The following is a 13,766-nucleotide window of genomic DNA, read 5'->3' as shown; positions in this document are numbered from 1 at the left end:
AACCTATGCACACGATCATTACCACCGATGTCCTGAAAACCATGTTCGCCGGAGAGCTGGAAGACTACCGCGCCGCCGGTGAAGATTTTCGCCGTGAACTCACCCATGCCGTGATGCGGGATCTGTCCTGTCCGGAGAGCTGGGACGTCAACGGAGAGTACAAAAGTGAATTCGGCGGATTCTTTCCGGTACAGATCCGTTTTTCCCCCTCTCACGGTCATTTTGATGTGGCGGTCTGCAGTCCGGGAGAGCTGAGTACGCGCTGGATGGTCGTTTTTGTGACCCGTGGCGGCCAGCCGTTCTCCGTTGTTCGTAGCATGGAAACATTTAACCCGGAGTTGATCTCCCACACGCTGGCACTGATAGCGTGTCTCGATACTGACGGCTATTCCTTTGCCAGTATCATCAGCACCCTGGCTCAGGAGGGCGAACTGTGATCCCCTCATCCCATGCCATTGTGACCCTGAAACCTGCACGCCAGGCTGCTTTGCAGGCCATCATGTTCGTGGAAGACGCCCGGTTTCGGGGAGCTCGTTTGCCCTCGATGCCCCATGTCCGCACGTTCCTGCGCATGCTGACCGGTTGCAGTCGAATTAACAGCGCCGTCGCCCGGAGTATTCCCGGCCTGCACCGTGATCCGAAAGACCGGCTGAATAATCTGAAGCAGGTGGAAGAGGCACTGGATACGCTGATTGCCAGTCAGGGGGAATGCTGCCCGCTGCCGCTGACAACCGATGTTCAGGCTGAACTTTTTCCGGAAGTGATTCACACCCGAACCGATCGGCGGATGCAGCGTGAAAATATTGCGTTCACCCGGAGAGTTCGGCGTGAAGGCAAAGAGATAGCACATACCTGGTTGCTGCGACAGAACCTGCTGGGGCAGGCTATCACGGAGCTTAACTTTCAGTCACCGGAGACCGTTAACACCTGGTACCGCCAGTGGGCTGACGAGTTTGACGCGCGGGATCTGGAGCCTGCCTTCTGGAACTGGCGATCGCGGTTTGCCTCGCTGGTCTCCCTGGACTGGCTGCGGGATGCCGGGGAGCCGCTGTATGGTGTCATGCATGAAATCAGCTTCATTGTGAGAGAGACACCGGAGTCTGTGCGTCAGGCAGAACGCTGGCAGGTCCCGAACAAGCTGACACACCGGAGCCGCGGATGAAGTGGCGCTATTCCCCGCGCTGGAAACTGGACCGGACCGCATAAACTGGTCTCCGACGTCGTGGAAGCCGGGAAACCTGCTCCCTAATCGATCATGTCGCGCTGGGTGGCGGGCGCAGGATATGCGGTGTGCGTGGGTTTTCTCTTTGGGAGGCAGAGCGTGCCGCTTAGATTGGTGCCCGGACAAAGGCAAGCAGAACAAATCCACCCCTGGATTATCGAAATACTGGCCTTGTCCGGGCAATCCATCGTAGCCATTTGAAAAGCCACAGGCACGTAAAAATTCTTTCAGTCCGTGATAATGACCAGGCCGCTAAGATAACTGCCAGAAAATTAGCTTATAGGTTAACTTTACTTTGATTGAAATTAGCCTGTAGGTTAATATACAGGAAACGGGAGGTCACATGTTTAGCGTCGTTTATCATCCGGATGCCAGGGAAGAAGCCACAGCATTACCCGTAAAAATCAGGGTGAAGTTTGACCGTCTCATCGGCAAACTGGAATATGATGCCCGGTTGCTGCGGGAACCAGACACCAGGCCTCTGGGCGATGGACTTTTCGAGATCCGCACGATGGGGACGGACATCGCCAGGGGCATATGGGTATACCACAAAGGCAATACCATCATTATGCTGCGGGTTTTCATCAAAAAGTCACAGAAAACGCCAGCGAAAGAAATCGATCTCGCCAAAAAGCGTTTAGCGGAGGTACTCAATGAAACTGGTAAGCCATAAAGAACTGCATAGCGAGTGGATGCAGGACGATGAATATCGCGCTGCATGGCAGGAAGAAGAACGCAAGGAGAAGCTCAGAGAGCTGCTGGCAGAATGGCGTAAGCATGACAACCTGACAAAAGCGCAGGTTGCTGAACGCATGGGGGTTACACCTCCGGTTATTTCCCGCCTGGAAAACAACATCACCAAAGCCAGCATTGACACGCTGACCCGATACGCTCATGCCTGCGGTATCAAGAAGCCTGTCATTGCACTGTACTGAGCAACCGGCCGGGGCTGGCCTTTTGTTTCTGTCAGCCCCAGCATTTTGTCTTATAGCAATTATGCGCATGTGTTGTATCGATTCTCACAGACAGGGCATGACAGAAGGTGGCGTAAATAACCAGAAGGGCAGGGGATAACCTGCCCGACTGCGGGAAAAGGCTGCTCACCTGCGGTGCCGGATAATACCGGCTGCGCTACGCGCCGCCCGTATTATTACGGCGCGGGCTTATCTCATCATGATTAATTATTCATCCCTGTTATATCTCATCCGGCATGCTGCTTTTTATCCCTTCCGGTATTTATCCTTACAGGCGAACCCAATGAATTCCGATCCGGGCGTCGTCCCTTTAGGGACACGGCTGTCGTGAACAGAGCCAGCAGGCTGTCTCTGCCCTGCGGGCTTCCATCCTGACGCAAATTCAAATTCACGCTTGCTGCATCCTTGTCAGGATGCGCCGCTTTCACCGTGCCGGCGATAAAGCTGCCGTCACTTTTATGGCGCCACGCCGTTCCGACGTGTCGGGTGTGTGCATCCTGTCCCCCCGGTGAGGCCATCCCCCGTGTGTCCTCACGCGGAGGGCTGGTCGTAGCACCGCCGTGTCGTCGCACAAGGGGTAAATAAACTCCGCCAAAAACTTTTTGCCAGGGACCGCAAAAACTTTTTGTCTCCGCCCCTTGTTCTCCTCCTTACAGCGTTGCTCCTTTGCCCTGTGCCGCGAGAGAACTCACCAGGGAGATGGACAACCATCACCACAGGAGAAAACCAGAATGCACACACGAAACGTCAAAACCGCCGCTCAAGAATCTTCCAGAAAGATGGGGGGAAAAGCCGTGTCATACACGATCCTCGTTGCTGATAAGCCAAAAAACTCAGAGGAAGAGTGGGACGTCATGGAATTCAGCAGCCTTGTTGCGCTGAAAAAATATCGCAGAAGCCACCCGGAAAAAATGAGCTTCAGCTATGGCTATGCCCTCAGCCGTGGCGTGGATAAGCAGTTCTGTCATATCAACGTGGCTGAAGCGGATCATTTCAAACAGTTTGTGCGCCTGATTGAGCGTGCAGGCTTCAATATCCAGGACAACCAGCTATGAACACACAAAACAACAACGTCAACACCGCCGCTTTTGAATCTACCGAAAGATGGGTTATGGCCTGCCCGGAACCGATCGCAGCAAAGGTACTGGCATTTCACGGAAAGAGCGCCAGCTATGCCTTTAATGTCCTGGCTGATTTGAAAGCTGCCGGTGCGTCATATGCACGTCGAAACATTATCGCAGATATGTTCCGGCGTTTAGGCGTGAAGTAACCAATTGAACCAGAAGGAGAAAACTATGTACTTACACCTCACCGAATCTTCAGCCCGTCCGGGAATGCAGGTGACTGCCGAAGCCGAGCATGAATACTGGCTCAGTCGCCAGAAAGCGGCGGTGAAAGCGCCCGCTGAAATCGACGTTCACGCCTTCCATGATGCGCTGGGCCTGATGTACCCGCTCAACTGGTCAACGAGTGAGAACGGCGGCTGGGAGACGTTCATGCTGCAGGAAATGGTCTGCGGTGACGCGGCAGAGATTTATGCCCGCTATGGAGCCAGATATTTCCGGCTGCGGGATGTGTGCAACCTGAGCCATGCGCAGATTAAAACGCGCATAAAGGAGGGATTTAACCTGTTCCAGAAATGAAAAAAGCAGGCTTTCGCCTGCTCATTCCGCGCCGGATACGTACCCGCAAAAGTTTGCATCCGGCATATGTAAAACCAACATGGAGATTAAACCATGCAATTTGACCCGCAAATCGTCGCACAGGCAAACGCGTTTGTAAATGCTTTACGCAGCGGGAAGCGTGCCCACGTCCCCGCTATGCGCCTGGAATACTGGCAACAGTTTTTGACCGTGGTCTACAGCGGCCTCGGTCTGGCGTGATGTGAAACCTGCCGCTCCGTAAGGGGTGGCTTTTTCAGGAGGTAAAATAAGGAGGCCGCGTAAATAACCGGAAGGGCAGGGGATAACCTGCCCGACTGCAGGAAAAGGCCGCGCACCTGCGGTGCAGAATAATACCGGCTGCGCTACGCGCCGCCGGTATTACTCCGGCGCGGCGTTATCTCATCAATATTCTTTATTCATCCCTGTTACATCTCTTCCTGCATGCTGCTGTTTATCTCTTCCGGAATTTATCTCTGGTGAGAGATTAAATAAATACTGACCCGGGCGTCGTCCCTGTCGGGACACGGCTGTCGTGAACAGAGCCAGCAGGCTGTCTCTGCCCTGCGGGCTTCCATCCTGACGCAAATTCAAAATCTCGCTTGCTGCATCCCTATCAGGATGCGCCGCTCTCACCGTGGCGATAAATACCCGCCATTCTTTGGCCTGAACGTGAATCCAATAAAGACCGGATTGACGTTCAGGGTTGTGTGCATTCTCAATTCTGCGCGATATCGCCCGACATCATCTTTCGCGGAGGGCGGCTTTTAGCATCGCCCGTGGCGTAAATAAAGGGTATATAAACGCTTCGCGCCCCTTTATTTACTCCCCGTCAGCTGCAAATTGCCCTTTGCCGCTCAGTGATGAAGTCGAACGATTTAATAAAACGCGAAGGAGACAACCAGCATGCACACAATACACGTCAACACCGCCACTCGTGAATCAGACGAACAATTTAAAACAGATAAATATCTGCGCTGTGCAGTGACCGATAACAAGGCGTGTCTGGATTTTATCCAGGCGCTCTTTTTTACCCCGTCTGCGGATAATATGGCAGATAACTGGTTACGCCAGCACTCCGATTACGACGGTGGTTTCTGGTCTTACTGGATTATTCCGCAGGGTGTCGGTGGGAATATTGCACCAAACCGTATCCAGTTCATCACCACCCAGACCAGATATATTGCGCCGGAAGGTGAGCAACGTTACAGGATGAACATCCCTGAGAATTATTTTGAGAATGAATTCAGCGCCGATGCAGCAGGAATTATTGCCACGCTGATGGTGATGAACAGTCTGTCCTGGCAGGTGTCAGAAATGGGGCCGGAATATGCACGGATCTGTCATCATCTTGTGTCCCGGCAGGATGCGTTGAGGAATTATGTCAACATTATCCAGCATCCCGAACGTCATTTAATCTGGCGTGCGATTGGTTAGTCGTGTAATGAAAGTAAAGGCCTCACGAATGAGGCCTTTACTTTTTAACAGCATGGGGTTGTCCTGCATTTTTATTGGTTTTGATGGCCCGGTAGATAACCTCAATCTTCCTCGCATATGCCAGTCGTCGCATGGCCTGCCTGTCCGTTCTGCGGAACCCGGCGTTGTAGGCACCGACCGCCTCCCAGCTTATACCCCATTTCTGAAACGCCAGTGCCAGATAATATGCGCCGGTGTAAATATTCAGGCAGGCATCTGTCAGAAGATTTTGCGGTTTAATTCCGTACCGCGACAGTTGCATATGGTGCTGCGAATCGATTTGCATCAGTCCGGCACCGTAGCCTGTTCCCGGATTTTTTCCGATGGCACCCACCACCCATTTTGACTCCTGCCATGAAATAGCCCGGAGCAGATCCGGATCTATTCGATAATCCCGTCCTGCCATATCAAAACAATCCGCTGCCATTGACGAACTGGAAAATAAAAAAAGAGTGAATGCCAGTGCCATTCCTTTCATGGTTATCCCTCCGGGGCCAGATGCCGGAATTACGTTAACCCATCCCAGATGCAGACTCAACAAATATGCACTCCTCACCACAAAATCACCACACCCCACGCAAAATTAATATTTTGCAGATTTGGCATTTGAAACAGTGAGTTAAGGAAAAAATAATGTGCAGCACATTATTTAATGTGCTAAAGCGATTCGCTTATGAATCTGAAGCGATTCGTTAATGAATTGCACGCGATTCAGTAGAGACTAATTTTTCTAAAAACATGTGTTTACAAGTATCGTGAATCTATATTAGATTCGTCAAAAATCGAACAGTGATTCGTGAGGGGATTCATCATTCTGTTGTGATGAATCTAATGGTGAATCGTGCAGAAAACCGCTTCTTCAATATGTTGTATATGTCTTAAGTCTCCGGGTATAAATAAGAGGGTATATGGCTAAAATTCAGGTGTACGTTAATGATAATGTTTCTGAGAAAATCAATGCAATTGCCGTTCAGAGGCGTGCAGAAGGTGCAAAGGAGAAAGATATCAGCTATTCAAGCATTGCATCCATGTTACTTGAACTCGGATTGCGTGTATATGAAGCACAACTGGAGCGCAAGGAGTCAGGCTTTAATCAAATGGCCTTTAATAAGGCCTTGCTTGAAAGTGTCATAAAGACTCAGTTTTCAGTGAATAAAGTTCTGGGTATTGAGTGCCTGAGTCCCCATGTTAAAGACGATCCCCGGTGGCAATGGAAGGGAATGGTTCAAAATATCCAGGAGGATGTTCAGGAAATCATGCACCGATTTTTCCCTGAAGATGAGAGTGAAGGCGAGGAATAGAATAAGACTTTTCGTATGATGCATCTTGTTAGCTGGTAATTATGTTTTTATTGTTATCGTAAAAATTATTGTTCTTTTCTTGATAGTTATTTCAGTATAAAGATCTGCTTTAATTTGATGACTTTGTAGGAAGTGAGATTTATAATTTAAACGTAGTTTAAAATTTGTGAAACATTGGTGTAGAGAGGTATCAGCTCCCTACACCAACTATCCATAGAAACCTTCTAAGGAGGCACCTATGTGTGCGATGGATCGTAGTGGTGTTGACAGAGTAAGTCAATCAGTAAAGGATGTTCTTCTTCACATAAAAGAACTGTATCATTCTTCACCAGTTTCTGTGTGTGTCAGAAACTCTGAAAGAGAATTCCTCTATAAAAACACTTCATTTGACCAGTTGTATGCTTATCTATTAAATAAAGAAAAATCTAATTTCAAAAATGTTGTACCAATAGAGGTTGATGTGTTCCTCTTGAGGCTAGAGGTTGAGTGTAGCTTACTTGGGAATGGTGGTGTTTTAAGTAAGTCCTTTTCTAATAAAGGAACTGGCTTTAACGTTTATATGGAATGCCGCCAGGCAGAAAACGGTGATATTATCGTGATTTGGATGCTTAATTTGTTAATAATTAGGCCTCTTGCAGGATTTAGAGTTTTTAAACAGGACCTACATTCCAGAAAAAAATTTGATGAATTAATAAGCCGTTTAACTGATAAAAACCTCATAACACTCTCCTTTTATATGTCCGGGTTTGATGTTTCAGAAATATCAATTGCTATGAACGTTGAAACAAAAACCATTGATTCAAGAATCGAGAGATCAAAAAAACTAATTAAGCAGTATTACCCCTCATTTGTTCAGTTTAAATATGAATGTTTCCGTAACAAGGCAATATACTTTTTTATTGAACAAACACTCGATTATCTTTTGTTAGAGCTTTGTTAAAAAAGTGAGGGGGATTTCCTGTATTCCCCCCCAATCAAATCTATGCAATGATTTGACTATGAGATCTCTAATCGGAGAAGTTGTGTGTCAAAGCGTTATACCAACACTGGAAATAAAAATATTGTTTCCGTTTACCTTGATGACGACACTCATGCAGTTTTAGTTAGCGCAAAGAACCGTAGTGGCAGAACTAAATCAACCGAGGTCGCGATGCGTCTCAAAGATCATCTGAGACGCTTTCCAAACTATATCTTTTCTGAACAACGAGAGGAGGAAGAAAGATAGTAATTTAATCAACTAAATACAGATGTGATTTTCAACTAACGTATACATTCTCTTTAAAGGAAATAAATATGAATGCTGTATTAAGTATTCAGGGAAATACTTTCTCTGAAGAAACCAAACCGTCTTTTCTGTCACGTGTTTTCAACAAAAAGTCAGCCCTGAAAGTGACCAAGGCTGTGCTGCCGGTAGCCGCTCTGGCGGCGTTCTTCCCGGACGCCGCGATGGCCACCACCACGGCGACCGACCTGATGAAATCCGGGGATGCTACCGTTAAAGGCACGTTCGGTAAGTCTTCCAGCGTCGTCAAGTGGGTGGTTCTGGCTGAAGTCGTAGCAGGCGGCATCATGTACATGATGACCAAAAACGTGAAGTTCCTGTTCGGCTTCGCCATCATTTCGACCTTTATTACCATCGGTATGTCGGTCGCCGGTTACTGACAGGAAATACGTGATGACGGGAGACGAATTAAAGAAATACCGTTTCCCGGAAACACTGACTAACCAGAGCCGCTGGTTTGGCTTATATCTTGATGAACTTATCCCGGCAGGGATTTGTCTCGGCTGGGGTTTCTGGACCAGTAAGTTCTTATTTGGTATAGCTGCAGCGGCACTGGTTTTCTGGGGTATCAAGAAACTGAAAAAAGGGCGGGGCAGTTCCTGGTTACGCGACCTGATTTACTGGTATCTGCCCACCTCCCTTCTTAAAGGTTTCTTTCATGATGTTCCGGACTCCTGTTTCCGGCAGTGGATTAAATAAATCAACGGGGAAATAACATATGGAACATGGTGCCAGACAAAGTACCACGCGTGTTATCGCCGTGGGGTTTATCTGTCTGGGGACGCTTTTTACCCTCAGCCTTGCGACAAATATCATACAGAGCATTAATAACTATCGCCTGCAGACAGAACAGAAAGTGGTAGTCACGCCAATGTTGTTCAGCGCGCCATTTGCTGTATCACAGAATCAGGCGGACGCGTCATATCTGGAGCAGCTGGGCCTGAGCTTTATTGCATTACGTCTTAACGTCACGCCGGAAACGGTCGACGCCCAGCATGCCCAGCTGCTCCGGTATGTTTTTCCCGGGGCGCAGAACAGCCTCAAAATCCAGCTGGCAGAAGATGCTAAGCGGATAAAAGACAATAATGTGAATGCCTCTTTTTATATGACGTCTGTCCGTGCGTACCCGGCTGAAAATCGGGTGGATATCCGCGGAGAACTGAAAACGTGGATAGGGGATTCTGCCCCCTACAGTGAAATTAAAAGTTACGTCCTGCAGTTTAATCGTGTGGATGGTGTCAGCTGGCTGGCGCGTTTTGGAGAAATAAATAATGAAAAACATTAACCCGTTATTTCTCTCCGGTTGCCTGTTTTTTTCGCTACCTGCGATATCGGCCACCCTCAGCGGTACGCTGGCGCCGACCGTTGTTCCCCTGGCGAACGGCGGGCAGGCAAACATCGCCGTGAGTAACACGGACCCCAACCTCTTCACCGTTTCCGGTGACCGTATTACTGCAATTAACAGTCTGGACGGTGGTCTGACAAACCAGGAGCAGACCGACAGCGGTGGCGCCATTCTGGCCACGATCAGCAAAAAACCGTTCACCTTTATTGTGGAAACCGAGCGCGGACTGAACTTTTCCATCCGGGCGGTACCACGCGCCGGGGTTGGCCGGACTATCCAGCTGGTCTCCGAGCTCGTGGGGACACCGGGTCCCGCTAAATCATGGGAAGAATCCGGTCCGTATGAAGGTATTCTGGTTTCTCTTAACCGTGCTGTTCGCCAGGGTCAGATCCCTGATGAATACCAGGCTGTTCCTGTCACATCGGAATCACTGCAGGTGCCCGCTGGTCTGCGTGCGACAGCGGAAAAAGTCTGGACCGGGCATCACCTGAAAGTGGTGCGCTACAGCCTCGAAAATATCAGTTTTTCGCCCCGAATGATCCGCGAAAGCGATTTCTGGCAACCCGGCACCCGCGCCATCATGCTCAGCAGCCCTGCTGGCCAGCTGACCGGTGGTGGCCGGATGCAGGTCTGGATCACCACCTCTGAAGGGGGGCGCTGATGGCCAACTTCAATACGATCATCAAACGTAAGCAGTACCTGTGGCTGGGCCTCATTCTGGTCGGTGGCGCGGGCGCCATCGGGGGGGGAATGTATCTTTCTGACCTGAACCTGAGTTCGGAAGAAGAGGCCCCTGTGCAGGGAGAGCCGGCCCCGGATATGACCGGTGTGGTTGACAGTAATTTCAACAGCAAAGTGGAGCAGCATGCGACAACGGAGATGCAGGCCACTGCTGCGGACCTGAACAAGCGCTTTGGCGCGCTGCAGGGCGAAGTGGACATACTGAGTAAGGGCCGTGCTGCCGATCAGGTTCGTATCGAGCAACTCAGCAATGAGAATGCCGCGATGCAGGAGCAACTGAGGACGCTGGGCGTCAGGCCATCCGTTCCTGGTGGAGAGCCGGCGCCGACCCCTCCCTCTCCGGCACCCGGGCCGGAAGGTGAACCGCAACCGGCAAATTATCCGCCACAGCCTGGTGGTGCGGTACCACCGCCGACCGCTTTCTATCCGGGTAACGGTACTGTGCAACCCCCGCAGGTCAGTTATCAGTCTGTACCGGTACCGAACCAGATCAACCGTAAAACGTTCATCTACAACAAAGGGAAAAAGGGCAGGGAGCTGCCGTATATCCCGTCAGGCAGTTTTGCGAAAAGCAGCCTGATCGAAGGCGCCGATGCGAATGCTTCCGTGACCGGGAATGAATCAACCGTACCGATGCAGTTACGCATCATCGGTCGGGTGGAAATGCCGAACAGTAAAACCTATGACCTGACCGGCTGCTTTGTCGGACTGGAAGCCTGGGGGGATGTCTCCAGTGAGCGTGCCATTGTCCGGACCCGCAATATCAGCTGCATCAAAGGGGATAAAACCATCGACCAGCCGATTAACGGTCACGTCTCATTTATGGGCAAGAACGGTGTGAAAGGCGAGGTGGTGATGCGTAACGGCAAAATCCTCGGCTGGGCCTGGGGCGCAGGCTTTGTTGACGGGATTGGTCAGGGCATGGAGCGGGCTTCGCAACCTGCTGTTGGCCTGGGTGCAACGGCATCCGTTGGCGCCGGTGACGTGCTGAAAATGGGGATTGGCGGCGGGGCATCCAAAGCCGCACAGACCCTGAGTGAGTATTACATCAAACGCGCTGAACAGTATCACCCGATCATCCCGATTGGTGCCGGTAACGAAGTCACGGTGGTGTTCCAGGACGGTTTCCAGCTGAAAACCATTGAAGAGCTGGAAGCGGAAAAGAACGGGCAACAGCAGGCGCAGAACCAGGCACAACCTGAACAACCCGAGAGCAGGTCGCAGCAATCCGGCGGGAACCTCAATGGTTTTAATACCGATGAGATGCTGAAGAAACTGGGCAAGCTTGACCCGCGTGAGTTCTCGCCGGGGGCTGCACCTCAGGGAGATAACAATGGTTAATACAGGAAAAATCGGGGAGAAGAAAAGTCTGTCAGTTCCTCAATCTGCAAATTATTTAGACCCGAAAATTTATGAAGAGCTTATAAGAACTGCTGACAGTGTCGCTGAGGCTGTATTCAGGAACAGTTACTGGAAATTAATTTTTAATAAATAAACAGAGGACAGGTGAATATATGAAGGAATTAATAATGTTAATTCCTCTGGGCAGCGCTTTGCTTTTAACAGGGTGCGCGGGCACAGAGACGGAGTTCGAATGTAATGCCACGACATCGGATACCTGTATGACGATGGAGCAGGCAAATGAGAAGGCGAAAGCAAAAGAGGAAAGTGCTTCGGCAAAGCCGGCTGCGGCCGGGTTGCTACGACTGGCTGACGGCAATTTCAGAACGACGTCGCCGGGTTCATACCCGTTGCCGCCACAACCCGGGTTTGTGAAAACAAAAAGTGCATCGGTTGCGCCGGTAAATAAAAGCAATTCCGGTTTGCTGAATAATACCGCTGCGGCAGCCAGACCGGTTTATACCGTGAATACGGTTATGCCGTCAGTGCGTCCGGTAACGGTATCAACCCTGACTTCACCGCCGACGGTACCCGGCCAATATCCGCGTCCCCTGAGAAAGGGGGAACAGATAACGTCGTTGTGGGTGGCACCCTATATCGACACCGATGATGTTTATCACCAGCCGTCGACGGTTTTATTTGTTGTCACACCATCGGCATGGGGTCAGCCCCGCATTAACTAATTAACAGCGCCGTAAATGGCGCTGTGAAGACGCAATGAATACCGGATTTAAAACGAGTGCCCTGTGCGTTGAAAGGGATGGGCGGTAGCGTGTTTTATAGCAGGAGAGATTATGGACAATAATAAGGCTTTGCTTTCTTTATGTGTGCTGTCGGTCGTGTTGATGAGTGCTGTGTTAGTTTTTAAGCAAACCCAACCCGGCAATGACGATTTAATTAAAGACGGGAAGTACTGGACCACTGCGTGTTCCCTCAAAGAAGTTGATATCCCCACAGGAATGTTTACCAGTAACATTAATCGACTGGATTGTTCAGGTGTTGTTGTGAATGTAGTGACGGATAAATACGATCAGGCAGTATCCGCGTATAACAAATCTAAAAATCAGGGGTGATACAGGATGATTAAAGCGAAAATACTGGAATCAAAACCTGTGAGCCACGGAACGATACTTTGAGAAACTATTCAGGAGAGTGAAATGAACGCATTTTACTATGGTATCAATCTGGGATGGATAGCGGGAATATTTCTGGCACTCTTTATTGTAGAGGGCATCCTGGCAGCATCAATGTGTGCAATCCCACAGAAGTATCAAAGCCGTTTAAATGCTGGAAACACCTTTATCTGGAGCTCACTGGCCGCCGTGGTGGGACTGGCTGGGATACTCCCGATCCTGATTATGACGGTATCAATGGATGACCTGGAAGCGGGTAAACACTGGCAAACAGAATGCAAGCTAATGGAAGTCAACATTCGGGATGGCGCCTTTTCAGAGGCTGTGAATAAGTTAGATTGCGCCGGGGTTATCATCAATGTACCTTCCGAAAAATATTATCGTTATATCTCTGAGTGGCAATTGTATAAGGCTAAAAACAAATGAAATCAGATGAGGCGAGCTGGTTTAAACATGCTCTTAATTTGTCTGCAGCAATCATTTTTGCAGGATTCCTGTTTTATCCTGTTTACACGAATTACAGAGATAACAAAATGGCGACTGAACAACAGTTGCTGAAAATTTCTCAAGGAACACCCTGTGCGGGAGAGGCTTTTCGGAAGGTGCTTCTTAATAATTCGGAGACGTTAACCCTTCGCTCAGCGAATAAAATTGCCTCAGAGTGTGACGAGAGGGATAAGCAACTTCAGGTATTAAGTAAAACACGCTCCGATGAGGGGTGAATATATCCGTAGTGGCAATTGCATAAGGCTGGCGATAAATTATTTTACCCGGTTGGCATAATAATTATTAATGAGATTTTTTAATTATGGCTTTGATTAAAAAGTATGGCTTTCTGCTTATTCCTGCGTTGTACTGGCTCATCTATCTGGGTGTCAGATTGACTTACAACGGACTGGCTGGAGAGTACACACCTGATTTCATTCAGAGTATACGCCATGACGGTGTGTTTATTATCTGCAGCTTACTGGTGTTTTATATTGCCTGTTTAAGAGTTGATGTCAGTGACGGAGAGCTTTCAGGGGTGCTCTTTTTGGCTGTTATTCTTTTTCATGTTGCTGCATTAATTATCTCGCTTCTTATCTGTTTATGGCAGGGGGCGCTGTTGTCGGATGTTATTTTTATCTGGCAACTGGGCACCTCGATGATGATGTTAGTGTTCATCCCTGTACTCACTTTTAGATATGCTTAGTTATCCCATAAAAAATACAGCGTCTGACATGTCTGTTG

General features: G+C 49.3%; 24 protein-coding genes and 1 pseudogene. 24 read left to right on the top strand and 1 reads right to left on the bottom strand.

Annotation, left to right across the window (positions count from 1 at the left end; translation table 11 throughout):
• Positions 1-5 precede the first annotated feature (5 nt).
• From psiB to N6G83_RS46275, 10 genes and pseudogenes are all read left to right on the top strand, one after another.
• Positions 6-437: a conjugation system SOS inhibitor PsiB gene (psiB, locus tag N6G83_RS46320; protein ID WP_004118968.1), complete on the top strand. Its 432-nt coding sequence runs from the start codon at positions 6-8 to the stop codon at positions 435-437.
• Positions 434-1,162, top strand: a complete 729-nt coding sequence (locus N6G83_RS46315; protein WP_004118966.1) for a plasmid SOS inhibition protein A — start codon at positions 434-436, stop codon at positions 1,160-1,162. Before psiB ends, N6G83_RS46315 begins: the two co-directional genes overlap by 4 nt.
• A pseudogene (locus N6G83_RS54990) lies at positions 1,159-1,357 on the top strand (theronine dehydrogenase); the annotation flags it as partial. The gene N6G83_RS46315 and the pseudogene N6G83_RS54990, both read left to right, overlap by 4 nt.
• A gap of 208 nt (positions 1,358-1,565) precedes the next feature.
• On the top strand, positions 1,566-1,895 hold the full coding sequence (locus N6G83_RS46305) for a type II toxin-antitoxin system RelE/ParE family toxin (protein ID WP_004118963.1): 330 nt from the start codon (positions 1,566-1,568) through the stop codon (positions 1,893-1,895).
• The gene (locus N6G83_RS46300) at positions 1,876-2,157 is read left to right on the top strand and encodes a helix-turn-helix domain-containing protein (RefSeq protein ID WP_004118961.1); all 282 of its coding nucleotides are present in this window, start codon (positions 1,876-1,878) and stop codon (positions 2,155-2,157) included. Before N6G83_RS46305 ends, N6G83_RS46300 begins: the two co-directional genes overlap by 20 nt.
• A gap of 818 nt (positions 2,158-2,975) precedes the next feature.
• Positions 2,976-3,251, top strand: a complete 276-nt coding sequence (locus tag N6G83_RS46295; protein ID WP_032700867.1) for a hypothetical protein — start codon at positions 2,976-2,978, stop codon at positions 3,249-3,251.
• Between the two features lie 56 nt (positions 3,252-3,307).
• The gene (locus tag N6G83_RS46290) at positions 3,308-3,466 is read left to right on the top strand and encodes a hypothetical protein (protein ID WP_162180130.1); all 159 of its coding nucleotides are present in this window, start codon (positions 3,308-3,310) and stop codon (positions 3,464-3,466) included.
• A gap of 25 nt (positions 3,467-3,491) precedes the next feature.
• A complete protein-coding gene (locus N6G83_RS46285; protein WP_260524207.1) occupies positions 3,492-3,839 on the top strand; it encodes a hypothetical protein in 348 nt (115 codons plus the stop codon).
• Positions 3,840-3,932: 93 nt separating this feature from the next.
• Complete coding sequence (locus tag N6G83_RS46280; protein ID WP_032700834.1) at positions 3,933-4,079, top strand: hypothetical protein; 147 nt, start codon at positions 3,933-3,935, stop codon at positions 4,077-4,079.
• Positions 4,080-4,763: 684 nt separating this feature from the next.
• Positions 4,764-5,294 carry an antirestriction protein gene (locus N6G83_RS46275; protein WP_032716647.1) on the top strand — a complete coding sequence of 177 codons (531 nt, stop codon included), beginning with the start codon at positions 4,764-4,766 and terminating at the stop codon, positions 5,292-5,294.
• Between the two features lie 37 nt (positions 5,295-5,331).
• Here the strand turns inward: N6G83_RS46275 and N6G83_RS46270 are convergent, their stop codons facing one another.
• Positions 5,332-5,811 carry a transglycosylase SLT domain-containing protein gene (locus N6G83_RS46270; protein ID WP_032716648.1) on the bottom strand — a complete coding sequence of 160 codons (480 nt, stop codon included), beginning with the start codon at positions 5,809-5,811 and terminating at the stop codon, positions 5,332-5,334.
• A 430-nt stretch (positions 5,812-6,241) separates the two neighbouring features.
• Between N6G83_RS46270 and traM the strand changes: the two genes are divergently transcribed.
• The 14 genes from traM to N6G83_RS46200 all read left to right on the top strand — a co-directional run bounded on the left by traM (position 6,242) and on the right by N6G83_RS46200 (position 13,728).
• On the top strand, positions 6,242-6,634 hold the full coding sequence (gene traM / locus N6G83_RS46265; protein ID WP_032736874.1) for a conjugal transfer relaxosome DNA-binding protein TraM: 393 nt from the start codon (positions 6,242-6,244) through the stop codon (positions 6,632-6,634).
• A gap of 238 nt (positions 6,635-6,872) precedes the next feature.
• Positions 6,873-7,574 (top strand): hypothetical protein, encoded by a 702-nt coding sequence (locus N6G83_RS46260; RefSeq protein WP_260524206.1) that lies wholly within the window; start codon positions 6,873-6,875, stop codon positions 7,572-7,574.
• An 84-nt stretch (positions 7,575-7,658) separates the two neighbouring features.
• Positions 7,659-7,859, top strand: coding sequence for a TraY domain-containing protein (locus N6G83_RS46255; RefSeq protein WP_060415469.1), 201 nt, complete (start codon positions 7,659-7,661; stop codon positions 7,857-7,859).
• 68 nt (positions 7,860-7,927) lie between these two features.
• Positions 7,928-8,296, top strand: a complete 369-nt coding sequence (gene traA / locus N6G83_RS46250) for a type IV conjugative transfer system pilin TraA (RefSeq protein WP_032736871.1) — start codon at positions 7,928-7,930, stop codon at positions 8,294-8,296.
• A gap of 13 nt (positions 8,297-8,309) precedes the next feature.
• Positions 8,310-8,615, top strand: a complete 306-nt coding sequence (gene traL, locus N6G83_RS46245; protein ID WP_032736870.1) for a type IV conjugative transfer system protein TraL — start codon at positions 8,310-8,312, stop codon at positions 8,613-8,615.
• 19 nt (positions 8,616-8,634) lie between these two features.
• Entirely contained in the window at positions 8,635-9,201 is a 567-nt protein-coding gene (gene traE / locus N6G83_RS46240) for a type IV conjugative transfer system protein TraE (RefSeq protein ID WP_032736869.1), read from the top strand.
• Positions 9,188-9,922 carry a type-F conjugative transfer system secretin TraK gene (gene traK / locus N6G83_RS46235; protein WP_260524205.1) on the top strand — a complete coding sequence of 245 codons (735 nt, stop codon included), beginning with the start codon at positions 9,188-9,190 and terminating at the stop codon, positions 9,920-9,922. The genes traE and traK overlap by 14 nt, the downstream gene beginning before the upstream one ends.
• Positions 9,922-11,343, top strand: a complete 1,422-nt coding sequence (traB, locus tag N6G83_RS46230) for an F-type conjugal transfer pilus assembly protein TraB (protein ID WP_032736866.1) — start codon at positions 9,922-9,924, stop codon at positions 11,341-11,343. Before traK ends, traB begins: the two co-directional genes overlap by 1 nt.
• A complete protein-coding gene (locus tag N6G83_RS46225) occupies positions 11,336-11,497 on the top strand; it encodes a hypothetical protein (protein ID WP_154235504.1) in 162 nt (53 codons plus the stop codon). Before traB ends, N6G83_RS46225 begins: the two co-directional genes overlap by 8 nt.
• Positions 11,498-11,516: 19 nt before the next feature.
• Complete coding sequence (gene traV / locus N6G83_RS46220; RefSeq protein ID WP_042946293.1) at positions 11,517-12,086, top strand: type IV conjugative transfer system lipoprotein TraV; 570 nt, start codon at positions 11,517-11,519, stop codon at positions 12,084-12,086.
• Positions 12,087-12,197: 111 nt separating this feature from the next.
• Positions 12,198-12,476, top strand: a complete 279-nt coding sequence (locus tag N6G83_RS46215) for a hypothetical protein (RefSeq protein WP_032736865.1) — start codon at positions 12,198-12,200, stop codon at positions 12,474-12,476.
• An 84-nt stretch (positions 12,477-12,560) separates the two neighbouring features.
• Entirely contained in the window at positions 12,561-12,962 is a 402-nt protein-coding gene (locus N6G83_RS46210) for a hypothetical protein (protein ID WP_260524204.1), read from the top strand.
• Positions 12,959-13,258 carry a hypothetical protein gene (locus N6G83_RS46205; RefSeq protein ID WP_032736863.1) on the top strand — a complete coding sequence of 100 codons (300 nt, stop codon included), beginning with the start codon at positions 12,959-12,961 and terminating at the stop codon, positions 13,256-13,258. Before N6G83_RS46210 ends, N6G83_RS46205 begins: the two co-directional genes overlap by 4 nt.
• A gap of 86 nt (positions 13,259-13,344) precedes the next feature.
• A complete protein-coding gene (locus N6G83_RS46200) occupies positions 13,345-13,728 on the top strand; it encodes a hypothetical protein (RefSeq protein WP_042946290.1) in 384 nt (127 codons plus the stop codon).
• Positions 13,729-13,766 lie beyond the last annotated feature (38 nt).

The organism is Serratia sp. PL7 (assembly GCF_945957435.1).
This window is presented reverse-complemented; position numbering and strand designations above follow the sequence as displayed.

Coding starts and splice junctions, on each gene's coding strand:
- traE (WP_032736869.1), top strand. CDS start 8,635: ATGGAACATGGTGCCAGACAAAGTACCACGCGTGTTATCGCCGTGGGG.
- N6G83_RS46260 (WP_260524206.1), top strand. CDS start 6,873: ATGTGTGCGATGGATCGTAGTGGTGTTGACAGAGTAAGTCAATCAGTA.
- N6G83_RS46280 (WP_032700834.1), top strand. CDS start 3,933: ATGCAATTTGACCCGCAAATCGTCGCACAGGCAAACGCGTTTGTAAAT.
- N6G83_RS46275 (WP_032716647.1), top strand. CDS start 4,764: ATGCACACAATACACGTCAACACCGCCACTCGTGAATCAGACGAACAA.
- N6G83_RS46285 (WP_260524207.1), top strand. CDS start 3,492: ATGTACTTACACCTCACCGAATCTTCAGCCCGTCCGGGAATGCAGGTG.
- N6G83_RS46225 (WP_154235504.1), top strand. CDS start 11,336: ATGGTTAATACAGGAAAAATCGGGGAGAAGAAAAGTCTGTCAGTTCCT.
- N6G83_RS46205 (WP_032736863.1), top strand. CDS start 12,959: ATGAAATCAGATGAGGCGAGCTGGTTTAAACATGCTCTTAATTTGTCT.
- traK (WP_260524205.1), top strand. CDS start 9,188: ATGAAAAACATTAACCCGTTATTTCTCTCCGGTTGCCTGTTTTTTTCG.
- N6G83_RS46300 (WP_004118961.1), top strand. CDS start 1,876: ATGAAACTGGTAAGCCATAAAGAACTGCATAGCGAGTGGATGCAGGAC.
- traV (WP_042946293.1), top strand. CDS start 11,517: ATGAAGGAATTAATAATGTTAATTCCTCTGGGCAGCGCTTTGCTTTTA.
- N6G83_RS46270 (WP_032716648.1), bottom strand. CDS start 5,811: ATGAAAGGAATGGCACTGGCATTCACTCTTTTTTTATTTTCCAGTTCG.
- N6G83_RS46305 (WP_004118963.1), top strand. CDS start 1,566: ATGTTTAGCGTCGTTTATCATCCGGATGCCAGGGAAGAAGCCACAGCA.
- traL (WP_032736870.1), top strand. CDS start 8,310: ATGACGGGAGACGAATTAAAGAAATACCGTTTCCCGGAAACACTGACT.
- N6G83_RS46200 (WP_042946290.1), top strand. CDS start 13,345: ATGGCTTTGATTAAAAAGTATGGCTTTCTGCTTATTCCTGCGTTGTAC.
- traM (WP_032736874.1), top strand. CDS start 6,242: ATGGCTAAAATTCAGGTGTACGTTAATGATAATGTTTCTGAGAAAATC.
- N6G83_RS46290 (WP_162180130.1), top strand. CDS start 3,308: ATGGCCTGCCCGGAACCGATCGCAGCAAAGGTACTGGCATTTCACGGA.
- psiB (WP_004118968.1), top strand. CDS start 6: ATGCACACGATCATTACCACCGATGTCCTGAAAACCATGTTCGCCGGA.
- N6G83_RS46215 (WP_032736865.1), top strand. CDS start 12,198: ATGGACAATAATAAGGCTTTGCTTTCTTTATGTGTGCTGTCGGTCGTG.
- N6G83_RS46210 (WP_260524204.1), top strand. CDS start 12,561: ATGAACGCATTTTACTATGGTATCAATCTGGGATGGATAGCGGGAATA.
- N6G83_RS46295 (WP_032700867.1), top strand. CDS start 2,976: ATGGGGGGAAAAGCCGTGTCATACACGATCCTCGTTGCTGATAAGCCA.
- traB (WP_032736866.1), top strand. CDS start 9,922: ATGGCCAACTTCAATACGATCATCAAACGTAAGCAGTACCTGTGGCTG.
- traA (WP_032736871.1), top strand. CDS start 7,928: ATGAATGCTGTATTAAGTATTCAGGGAAATACTTTCTCTGAAGAAACC.